The organism is Pseudoalteromonas umbrosa (assembly GCF_030125375.1).
Classification (GTDB): domain Bacteria; phylum Pseudomonadota; class Gammaproteobacteria; order Enterobacterales; family Alteromonadaceae; genus Pseudoalteromonas; species Pseudoalteromonas umbrosa.
The window spans coordinates 963,883-975,254 of the sequence record NZ_JASJUU010000001.1 but is presented as its reverse complement, the minus strand read 5'-3'; the positions used below and the strand labels follow the sequence as shown (position 1 = coordinate 975,254).

Below are 11,372 nucleotides of genomic sequence, written 5' to 3'. Positions count from 1 at the left end.
TCGAACTTCATCTTCGAACTTCATCTTCGAACTTCATCTTCGAACTTCATCTTCGAACTTCATCTTCGAACTTCATCTTCGAACTTCATCTTCGAACTTCATCTTCGAACTTCATCTTCGAACTTCATCTTCGAAAATTATGTATCCTTGATCCTTAGATTAAATATGCTTTGGAGGATTTTTACTGGTATGAGACTCGTTATGCATGAATGTGTGATTTAACACAATTAGGAAAAGTTTGAGTTTGAATAAGTAAGGTCCAAAAATTTGATTTATATTTATTAATGGCAAAATGCTTCAGTTCACCTGCTATATCAGCTAGATGATTTAAGTAGTAAATAATAAAGTGCTATCAGTTACGCAAAAAAACAGTAAAAAACGTGATTTAACATAATGAAAAGCACTCTAGTTATGAGTGCTTTTCTTGGAAAGTTTAGTGTAATGCTGCTGTGAATGGAATACTTTCACAAATTTGAGCTTCAGCTACTAATATCTCTTCGAGTCTGGCGTCAATAATCGCTTTATCAAAATACTCATAACCTAATTCTACGAATAAGTTTTTATGCTTTTCTTCTGATTTAGCAATCGCGACGTAGAAATCTTTATCTTTTCCTTCAGGTAATGCTTCAGCAACGAGAGAAAATCGCTCATGTCCCCTCGCCTCAATCACTGCCGCAACGAGTAATCGGTCAATTAAAAACTCATCACTGCCTTGTCTAAACAAAGCGCGCATCTTTTTAATATATGGATCTTGTTTATCATTTCCGAGTACCAAGCCTCTTTCATTAATGAGCTTTAATACCTGCTTAAAATGAATCATTTCTTCAATAGCAAGATCAGCCATAGCTTTGACCAGCTTAGTTCTATCTGGGTAATGTCCTAACATAGACATCGCCATGCCTGATGCCTTTTTTTCTGCTGCGGCATGGTCTTGTAAAAAGGTCACAAAATCGTCCATAACTTTGTGTGTCCACTCAAACGGTGTATGATATTTTAGTTCAAACATTAGCTATTTTGTCTCACTTACTACGTGTATTTAAAATTTATGACTTCAATTAATATCGGACATTTTAATACTATAAGTCATATAAAATACTGTCTTTATCTACTTTGCCAATTCTTGTTGATTCTACTTTTAAAGGGTGTTTAATGTCATTCCAGGCTGTTACTTTCCCATGCTTATTTACATGTGGTATAGAAATTTTAGGAACAGACATAAACTGGGCAAATTTAGGTGTGCTACCTATTTCAGATAAATTGATTGTCACATGCTCTACATTGGTTGATTCAAAAAAATCAATAACTCTTTGCCTATGTCTATTATAACACTCAATCAAATAGTCATCATCGTTGATATTTTTTTCATCAAGACCATTAAAAACATTGAAATAACAACGTTTTAAGGTCTCATTAAAACCGCCACCTTGTACAATCAATTTTGGTAACATACGAACAAGTAAACGTCGAATCGATGGTAACCAAACATTATGATCACGCTCTAAGTAGATAAACTTAGCTTGTGGGAAATGTTGATAGAGTTTCTGAAAATCATTAAATACTGGTGTATCTGCAATGAACTCCGCAGTTTTAAGTGCTTCTTGCGTGTACGCAGTGTGTGCAGTTTTAAGTCCGATATCAAGACTAGAAACACATAAGCTCGTGGTTCCAGTTCTAGGCAGCCCCAGAACAAAGTATTTTTTGGTCATAAAAAGTATAAATAAGCGTTTATTAGCGCCATGACTATGAGTGATAAAAATGTACAACCCATACCGATAACGCGCATTTTTAAGTTTGCATCATACAAGGCCTTGGCGTGTAATAATCGGCCAGCTAAAAAAAGACAAGCAATGGGTATGAGTATGATGTTACCAATTAGTTGATACTCAAGTATAAAAACTAGAATAACAGCCAAGGGGGTATATTCGATGTAGTTTGCGTGAGCGCGGATGCTGGCTTGCAAATCTTTATGGCCTGCATCACCAACCCCCACTTTATGTGATTTTCTTAGCTTGATTACATTAAAGCTGAGTTTGATATAAAACAGTGTGCAAATTGCAGCAAACAGTCCACTAAACATGATGAAAAGCCCCCTATTCCTTGTATACCTTTAGTATACGTTGTTTTAAGAGGACTTTAAAAGGTCCAAATCAATCTATGTAATAAACCGCGTACACTTCCGCTGTCAACTTAGTATCACCAGTACTGTACGAGTCTTGTAGGCTCATAGATTCTGCAGCCATCACTTTGCCTCTGGCATATGGTTGAATCGGAACATTCATCGGAGAGAAAGACACTGAATACAAGTCACCTACTTTAACACCAAAGCCATCTGCAAGTTCTTTTGCACCAAGCTGTGCTTGTTTAATAGCGTTCTGTTTAAGCTCTTTCATAATCTCTGATTTATCTTCTACAACAAATTGCGTGTTGTTGAATTGATTAATGCCACTGTCAACAAATGCTTGCAATAGCTCAGGATATTTATCGACATTTTTCAGTTTTAGTGTGATGTTACGACTCACTTTAAAGCCAGTAAACTCTTCTTCATTTGTACTGCGGTTGTATCTAGTTTGCTTGTAGACATTTAATTGTTCTGCATTTATGTGATTACCTTTCACACCAAAGCTCTTCGCAATACTTAAAGCTTTTGCAACGATATCGTCAACGTTTGATTTTGCCTGTTGAAGGTTTTTACTTTTCTCATTAATTGCAACATTGATAATAGCTGTATCTGGCTGAACAGATACCTCTGAGTACCCTTTTACGTATAAATGCGGAGTCGTTGGAATGCTCCCTGCCATTGCCGATGTACTTAACAACACTGAAAACGCAGCTGTTAATAAACGCATAAACTCTCCAAAATATTCATTTCTGTATTGATGTGTGTAATTGAAACATAATTAAATTAATTGATACTGAATATTCAAAGTTTTGTCTATGAGTATGAGTCATAAGACTTAACTTACACGGCATACGTAACGGTTATCATCCAAATTGCTTAGTTAATCAATTTTTAATGAAAAATAGTCCTGAAAATAGAAATTGCTCATAACATCAACTAGCCTAATATTATGAATAACAAGATTTTCTATCAATACACGGTTAATAAATTACTTATGGGTAAACCGCTTTCAATAATTGGCTCAATTGCAGTATTGTCTACACTAATTCCAAGCTTTTGTTATGGCAACATACCCATCTTGAGTAACCAGTATTCTGTTAAAAAATTGACAGCCGAAGATGGATTTGTGTCGTCCGAAATTTATTCAATCATTCAAGATCAGCAAGGTATGTTATGGTTCGGAACTGCTGAAAATGGCGTTATGCGATATGATGGCCGTAAAGTCACATTATTCGAATTTGATAGTGAATCTGTGAATGGGCTATCTCACAATGATGCCGGTAATCTGATGCTCGATAGAAATGGCATCATTTGGATAGGTACTTGGGGAGGTGGCGCAAACCGCTACAACCCCAAAACAGGCAAATTTGAAAACTATTTTCACGATCAAAATATACCAGAGTCTATTTCCGCGAACAGAATCCAATCTCTTTATCATGATTTGGATGGCACGATTTGGCTAGGTTCTTATGATAATGGACTCAATAAATATATTGGTTCGGATAATTTTGTGCATGTCAAAAAAGCAGAAAATGGTAACAACGGTTTATCGCATAACCGAATTTGGGATATCGAAAACAATGACATAGATAACTTATGGGTAGCCACAAGTTATGGATTGAATTTATACAATAAAGTAGAAGGCACATTTGAATATTTTTTTCCTGATCCCGACAATAAAACTCCTACAGGTGCAAATGAGATTCGCCACGTTCTAAAATCATCGCAAGGTAACGTATACGTTGGAACACAAAAAGGGCCATTTATTTTTAACACCGACCATAAAACATTTTCGAGAATTGGCTATGTGTCCGAGCAGCATTTAGGCCAAGTCAACTCAATAATAGAAGATCATGAAGGCTATATTTGGTTTGTAACCAGTAGAGGTGTATTTAGAAGAGATGAAAATAGCGATACCCTAGTACAACTCGACCTAGAGCAAAATAGTGGTATGCGCATAATTTTTGAAGATAGTGCAAACACACTGTGGGTCACCAATGAATTACACGGTATTTTCAAATTAGTGCCACATAGAAAATTTAAATCTATAGATAACCCAGAGTTAAGTGCACCTAACGGTATTGCCGCTGATAAAAATGGAGATGTATTAATTGCTAACTCTGCTTCACAATTGTTCAAGTGGGATGTATCAAAATCAACTTTAAAAAGCCTATTTCCACCCGTATTCACCAAAGATAACGGTTTCGAGTTAAATAGATTATTAGAGCGTCCTGTACTTTTTTTAGATAAAGACAACATCGTTTGGATGGCACAAGATGAGGGACTGGTAAGATTTGACCTAAATACAATGCAAAGCAAGCTTATTAGTTACCCTAAATCTGATCCAAACTATAGTGAGTTTCGTGAAATAAGAGCGCTTTCAGTAGATAAAGATGGATATCTTTGGATTGGTACGTACAAAAACGGTGTGTACATTTACAACCCCAAATTGAACGAGTTTAAACATCTAGGTGAAGAATATGGATTGTCTCACCCAGAAGTGCTCACAATATATAAAGATAAGTCTCAAAACATTTGGGTCGGTACAGGAAATGGTGCGAATTTATGGATTGACGAAGAGGAAAGATTTAAATCGTTCGTTAACACTAAAGATTCTGCCAACAGTTTACTTGGAAGTATCGTTCAAGACATCTATGAAACCCAAAATGGCTATATCTGGATAGCGACCCAACAAGGTTTAAACCTCTATAAAAATGATACTAATACGTTTACTCACTTTAATACTCAAAGTGGCTTACCTAGTAGCCTTATCCGGTCAATATCAGATGATAACAACGGGAATTTATGGTTAACAACTAACAAAGGCATCACCAAACTTAACCCCAAAACAGGAAAAATTATTAACTTTGACAATCAAAGTGGTCTACTTGGACTTAATTATTATCCAAGCAGCTTTGTAAAAGCGAAGAATAATACTTTGTTCACTAATAGCCAAAGAGGGATTGAATATTTCAGCACATTAACCACACAGACGGTGATTGAAGAGCCTGAGTTGGTTTTAACCGGATTTAATAAAATGGGGGTGCCCGTTAAACTTGATACGCCCTACTCTTATGTAGAAAATATCAATATATCTTACCTTGATTACATATTTTCTTTTGAGTTTTCAGTCCTCGATTTTTTATCTCCCAACAAAAATATCTATGCCTACAAACTCGAAGGCTATGATGATAACTGGATTGAAATTGGTAATAGGAATACTGCATCGTTCACTAATTTGGATGGTGGTAGCTATCAGTTTAAGGTTAAAGCTACAAACAGCAGTGGTGAGTGGGGAGAAAAAGTGTTATCAATAAATGTGTATGTCTCGCCTCCGCCTTGGAAGACTTGGTGGGCTTATTCACTCTATGCTTTATTTGTTGTAAGTAGTATTTTTATGGTTATTTACCTGCGAACAAAACTGCAAAAAGCTGAAATTAGACGTCAAAAGCAATTTGTTGTCGCACTTGAGCAGCAAGTATCAGAGAAGACAGCCTCACTTGAAACGCAAGCAAGAAAGCTAGAAGGCGCACTCAAAAAAGCAGAAGAAGCGACAAGATTAAAATCTGAGTTTTTAGCTAATATGAGCCATGAAATACGCACCCCTATGAATGGCGTCATTGGAATGTTGGATTTATTAAAAAGCAGTGGGTTAACTCAAGAACAGTCGCATTCAGTCAATATTGCCAGTGCAAGTGCACATTCATTACTAAGCTTAATAAACGATATTTTAGACTTTTCTAAAATTGAAGCCGACAAGCTTGAGCTGGAGTTTGTCGATTTTGACCTACGTGAGCTCCTTGAAAGTCTCTCAGAATCAATGGCCCTTGCTGCACAAGAGAAAGGTGTTTGTATTGTTCTAGACTTTTCAGACATCAAAAAATCAATGATACAGTCTGACCCTGGCAGAATACGACAAGTAGTCACTAACATATTAAGCAATGCAATTAAATTTACTGAAAGTGGAGAAATTGTATTATCGGCATCACTGAATGAACACAATCACACTGACATGTATATTTTTTCATGTACTGTAAGTGACACGGGCATTGGGATCCCCGAGGAAAAACTAGCGACTTTATTTGACTCTTTCATTCAAGTTGACGCTTCAACCACACGCAAATACGGGGGAACAGGCTTAGGTCTCAGCATTACTAAAAGGCTATGTCAGTTGCTTGGAGGTGATGTGGGCGTCACCAGCCAAGTTGGCATTGGCAGCTGCTTTAGTATTCAGTGTTCAGTTAAAAAAAGTCGTTTCGAAAACGTTATTGACCCCGACTTCAACAAATTAAACATCAAGATGTTGCTTGTGGACCCTAGTACCTCAAGCAATGACGCGATAAAAAAGCAGCTTGAATTTTGGGGAGTTAGTGTGTTTGAGGCTATAAATGCTGACCAAGCTTTACGAACTCTAAACAAAAGCCCTATTGATTTAGTTATATTCAATAAAACACTCATCGGCTTAAGTGGTGAGCTCATGGCTAAAGAAATAAGAAGTAAGGCGTCGTATAAACATATTAAATTGATTATGATGACGCAGTTAACAGAACACTTTGAAGCAATACATACTTGCCCTGTAAAACTTGATGGTTATTTCACTAAACCTACGACAAAAAAAGATTTACTCAAAGCCCTCTCTACTGTGACAACCCCCCTCGACACAGCGGCAAATGCGTCCAATGAAACTATTGAGAATAATGCAGAAAAATTTATCAATGTATTTTCAAAAGACACGCGGATTTTATTGGTTGAAGATAACAAGGTAAACCAGATTGTCGCTACACGAATCTTAGATAGTTTAAGGCTAATAGTCGACGTTGCCGAAAATGGCCTTGAAGCACTAGAGAAGCTCAGAGAGTCCCCTGTGCAATCAAAATATTCAATTATATTAATGGACTGCCAAATGCCAATAATGGATGGATATGAGACAACTAAAAATATTCGAGAGTCAAATGCTGGCTCGCATAATTCAAACATACCTATTATTGCAATGACAGCAAACGCTATGCAAGGTGATAAGCAAAAGTGCTTGGATGCTGGCATGAATGATTATATAACTAAGCCTATCGAAGCGAGCAAAGTCTTTGAAAAGCTTCAGTACTGGTACAATAAAGAAAATATATCTGACATGTAACTCAATATACAAAATGGGCCTAATGGCCCATTTTCGAATGAAAAAGTAGCAATTACTTATAGTCCACGTGGTCAACAACTAGGTTGATATCGTTTTCACCAGTTACTTCCCAAACAGTCGTATGCTCAGTTGTACCAGCAGGGTTATGACAAGCTACTGTTTGTCTGAAAACTCGACCGATTTGTGAATACACTTGCTCATTTAGCGCAAAGTGATTCGTGTGGAAAAGCGGTGTAGCGCCTTCGCCATTAAATACTTTTGAAACTAAACCGTCGTTTATTTGTGATGTACAATAACCGTCTTCAGTACCGTTGTTTACAAGAATTGAAGAGGTATAACTAACTTGGTCATACCAACCTGCGCCACCACAATGCTGAGATTGACCGCTACAATCCGGAGTCTGCCAAGGGCCAACACCTGTTAAACTTGCATTCCATGTAATTTTTGGTAAAGCTGGGATTTTGTGTTTTGCAGTATAGCTTACGCCCGTCTCAGATTCACAGTTTAGTTTTAAAACACGAGTACGCTGTAGCTGCTCTTCTGTGAAATAACCTTGTAAGCTTACTCGGTCAATATGGTGTGTATTATGGCCCGCAGGACTAATTCCTACATTTGCAATAAACTGACCAGAGACTTCATCATATACTGCGCCTGAAGAACATGTACCATATTTGTCTGCGCGGAATACCCAAGCACCAAAAGTACGAGAGCTTTCAGAATCTGTTACTATGCGCTCCATTAATGAACCAGAGTAATTAGACTCACGATCATAACCGTCTAAATCATCTACGACAACACTTGCTGCAGCGCTATTGATAACAAGTAAAGATACAGCTGCTGTGAGAAGTTTAATTTTCATTTTTAATCCCTTTTATTAGATTAGTTTAATTTATAAAATTGCCTCTTTAGAAAGGCGTAATGTCGATTTTTTACAGCGGTTATACGCATGGGTATTTAGTAAGTTAATTTACATCGCTGCCTGTTTCGCTATCTAACTTAGGTGCTAAAAAAAATATTGTAAATGGTTAAAATATTTAGATTCTGGTGATTCGACAAGTGTTTTCTTAAATCAAAAACAACAAGGTTTTAGTAATAAAAAAGTGATTTTGGAGGGTTTTTCACTTGAGTAACACGCCACATATAACTATAAAAATCATAAGCTTAGGTTGTCGAGGTGAAGTTAATTAGATTTCATAATCATATAGAATAGGTTACTCTAAAATCAGAAATCATTATTATAGGGTGAGCAAAGCTGATAAATCAGCTAAATTCTATAAAACTGAAGACTTAATTAAAAAATTTAATTTATAACAATGCATAGCACTTTAATAACCCGCTTGGATAAGTTTTACATAAATTGAATAAAAAAAATAATCCGAAATTTAATCGTTTATGCTAAAAGCTGTCTTCAAGGAGTTACTAATGAACACTTCCTCTTGAGGAAGAAATAGATTAGCGTGTGCTTCTATTATTAAATCTTGAATTTTTCGTTTTTGCAGTGTTCTTTCAAACAAGTCAACCGCTTTTCTTCCAACTTTAGAATCCGAACACGCAATATAACCAAATATGGTCGCTTTGGTGTCGCCTATAGCGTGGAACGAAATATCTTTAAGTACATCTTCAGAAGGAAAGTCTGTAACAAATACTGAACTGTATTCAATGATCCCATCCAAGCGACCTTGCACCAACATTTGTCGTAACCTAAAAGCGCTATCATTGCCCTCGCCGATAAACAGCCTATCGGTATTTGCATTAATGAAATCATCGATTTCTAGTCCATATGAACGACCTTTGGTAACACCTATTCTCAACCCCATTGACAGCGCTTTTTTTAAAGTCACTTCGATAGAAACGAACTTTTTATTACGCAAGATAAGTCGATTAGAGGGAAAAGCCATCAATGGCAGAGACACAAATAAAGCCATTGTTTCACGTTCAGGCGTTCGAACCTTATTATACAAACAGACATTTTCATGATGTTTAAGCTCTCGCCACTCTCGTTCTCTACTTGCTGGAACAAACTCAATGGCCATTTCATTATTTAAATTTCTTGCAATTATCAATAGCAGCTGTGTGGCCAAATCTCCGGGTGATTCGCCATAGGATGGGTTGTAGTCTGACACAATTTCAATTTTTAAAGGTTTGGAAAAACAAAAGAAAGAAAAGAAGACACAAGCTAAAAGCACAAATCTAGACGGCATATATACTCCTACTGCATGCAGTCCGTGCTGTAAATTATTAGTTAAGTATAGCGACAAACCTATTGTTTGCTATTTATTAGCACAATAAAAAGGCCCTCTATCGAGGGCCTTTAAAATAAGTCAGTTTAAATGCTACAACGTTTGTAGTTTCTATACTCTGGCATCCAGTAGTTTTTATCGATTGCAGACCAAATTAGGTCATCAGGCATGTCTAATGACACCCCTTCTTCCATCGCTTTTTTGGCAACAGCAAATGCTATTCGCTTACTTAATTGCTCAATTTCGACCAGAGAAGGCAGAAGGCTGCCCTTACCTGTGTTTGCCCACGGAGAAGATTCTGCTAATGTCTCACTCGCTACCATTAGCATTGACTCTGTGATTCTTGACGCTTTAGCAGCCAATACACCTAGACCAATACCTGGGAAAATGTAGCTGTTGTTACACTGCGGAATTACATGTGTTTTACCACCAAACTCGACCGGATCAAATGGACTACCAGTGGCAACAATCGCTTTACCTTCTGTCCACTCAATCACATCCTTTGGATGTGCTTCAACTTGACGAGATGGATTACTAAGCGGGAAGATAATTGGTTGTTCACAACCTGCGTGCATCGCTTTGATCACTTGCTCAGTAAATAAGCCAGGTTGACCTGATACACCAATTAAAATATCTGGTTGTGCGCAGTGCATCACGTCTAGTAAAGATGCATACTCACCACTATAGTTCCAGCTCTCTAGGTTTGTTGTTGTTTGAACAAGCGCAGCTTGGAAGTCTCTCAAACCTTCCATTCCTTCAGTTAATAGACCAAATCTGTCAACCATAAACACTTGGCTGCGCGCTTGCTCATCTGAGACACCTTCAGATACCATTTGTGCAATGATTTGTTCAGCGATACCGCAACCTGCTGAACCTGCACCAACAAAAACAACTTTTTGTTCTGATAGTTTTGCGCCTTTAACTCGACAAGCAGCAAGTAAAGAACCAACTGTTACAGAAGCTGTGCCTTGAATATCATCGTTAAAGCAACAAATTTCATCACGGTAACGCTTTAAAAGAGGCATTGCATTTGGTTGTGCAAAATCTTCAAACTGAAGTAACACATTTGGCCAGCGGCGCTTCACTGCTTTAATGAATAGATCTAAGAACTCATCGTATTCTTCTTGGCTGATGCGCTTATGTCTTGCGCCCATATACATTGGGTCGTTTAATAACTTCTCGTTATTTGTACCCACATCCAGCATCACAGGTAACGTGTACGCTGGGCTGATTCCGCCACATACTGTATAAAGAGCCAGTTTACCAATTGGAATACCCATACCACCGATACCTTGGTCACCTAGACCAAGAATACGCTCACCATCAGTTACTACGATTACCTTAACTTTGCCCTTAGTGGCATTGCGAAGAATATCATCGATATTGTGACGATCTTCATATGAAATGAATAATCCACGAGAACTACGATAAATATCAGAGAACTTTTCACATGCATCACCTACCGTTGGTGTATAGATGATAGGCATCATCTCTTCTAGGTGATCTCTTACTAAGCGGTAGTAAAGCGTCTCGTTGTTGTCTTGAATAGCTCGTAAATATATATGTTTGTTTAGGTTATCTTTGAAACTTGAAAATTGTTGATAACAACGCTCTACCTGTTCCTCAATTGTTTCATAACGAGGAGGAACTAAACCTGCTAAGTTGAAGTTTTCACGCTCATGCTGGCTAAATGCACTGCCTTTATTAAGAAGCGGAGTTTCCAATAAAGTTGGGCCAGAATATGGGATGTAGAGGTAGTTAGGGTCGGTTTGTTTAGTCATATTTACAAGCTGTGACTCTTAATTTTTTGATATAAGGGATCATTATTGTCTAAGTACACAAATTTTCAATTACTTTAATGCACATCAGACCAATAAAA

At 37.2% G+C, this 11,372-nt stretch carries 8 protein-coding genes; 1 reads left to right on the top strand and 7 read right to left on the bottom strand.

Features of this window, described 5'->3' with window-relative positions:
- Window positions 1-433: 433 nt before the first annotated feature.
- The 4 genes from QNM16_RS04195 to QNM16_RS04180 form a co-directional block, all read right to left on the bottom strand.
- Window positions 434-1,006, bottom strand: a complete 573-nt coding sequence (locus tag QNM16_RS04195; RefSeq protein ID WP_284019333.1) for a MiaE family protein — start codon at window positions 1,004-1,006, stop codon at window positions 434-436.
- 70 nt (window positions 1,007-1,076) lie between these two features.
- A complete protein-coding gene (locus QNM16_RS04190; RefSeq protein ID WP_284019332.1) occupies window positions 1,077-1,706 on the bottom strand; it encodes a sulfotransferase in 630 nt (209 codons plus the stop codon).
- Window positions 1,703-2,077: an MAPEG family protein gene (locus QNM16_RS04185; protein ID WP_284019331.1), complete on the bottom strand. Its 375-nt coding sequence runs from the start codon at window positions 2,075-2,077 to the stop codon at window positions 1,703-1,705. The genes QNM16_RS04190 and QNM16_RS04185 overlap by 4 nt, the downstream gene beginning before the upstream one ends.
- A 70-nt stretch (window positions 2,078-2,147) precedes the next feature.
- Window positions 2,148-2,846 carry an SIMPL domain-containing protein gene (locus tag QNM16_RS04180; protein WP_284019330.1) on the bottom strand — a complete coding sequence of 233 codons (699 nt, stop codon included), beginning with the start codon at window positions 2,844-2,846 and terminating at the stop codon, window positions 2,148-2,150.
- A gap of 222 nt (window positions 2,847-3,068) precedes the next feature.
- Between QNM16_RS04180 and QNM16_RS04175 the strand changes: the two genes are divergently transcribed.
- Entirely contained in the window at window positions 3,069-7,253 is a 4,185-nt protein-coding gene (locus tag QNM16_RS04175) for a response regulator (protein WP_284019329.1), read from the top strand.
- 52 nt (window positions 7,254-7,305) lie between these two features.
- Here the strand turns inward: QNM16_RS04175 and QNM16_RS04170 are convergent, their stop codons facing one another.
- From QNM16_RS04170 to QNM16_RS04160, 3 genes are all read right to left on the bottom strand, one after another.
- Complete coding sequence (locus tag QNM16_RS04170; protein ID WP_284019328.1) at window positions 7,306-8,112, bottom strand: hypothetical protein; 807 nt, start codon at window positions 8,110-8,112, stop codon at window positions 7,306-7,308.
- Between the two features lie 523 nt (window positions 8,113-8,635).
- Window positions 8,636-9,454, bottom strand: a complete 819-nt coding sequence (locus QNM16_RS04165; RefSeq protein ID WP_284019327.1) for an ABC transporter substrate-binding protein — start codon at window positions 9,452-9,454, stop codon at window positions 8,636-8,638.
- 125 nt (window positions 9,455-9,579) lie between these two features.
- Window positions 9,580-11,274, bottom strand: a complete 1,695-nt coding sequence (locus tag QNM16_RS04160; protein WP_284019326.1) for an NAD-dependent malic enzyme — start codon at window positions 11,272-11,274, stop codon at window positions 9,580-9,582.
- Between the last annotated feature and the right edge of the window lie 98 nt (window positions 11,275-11,372).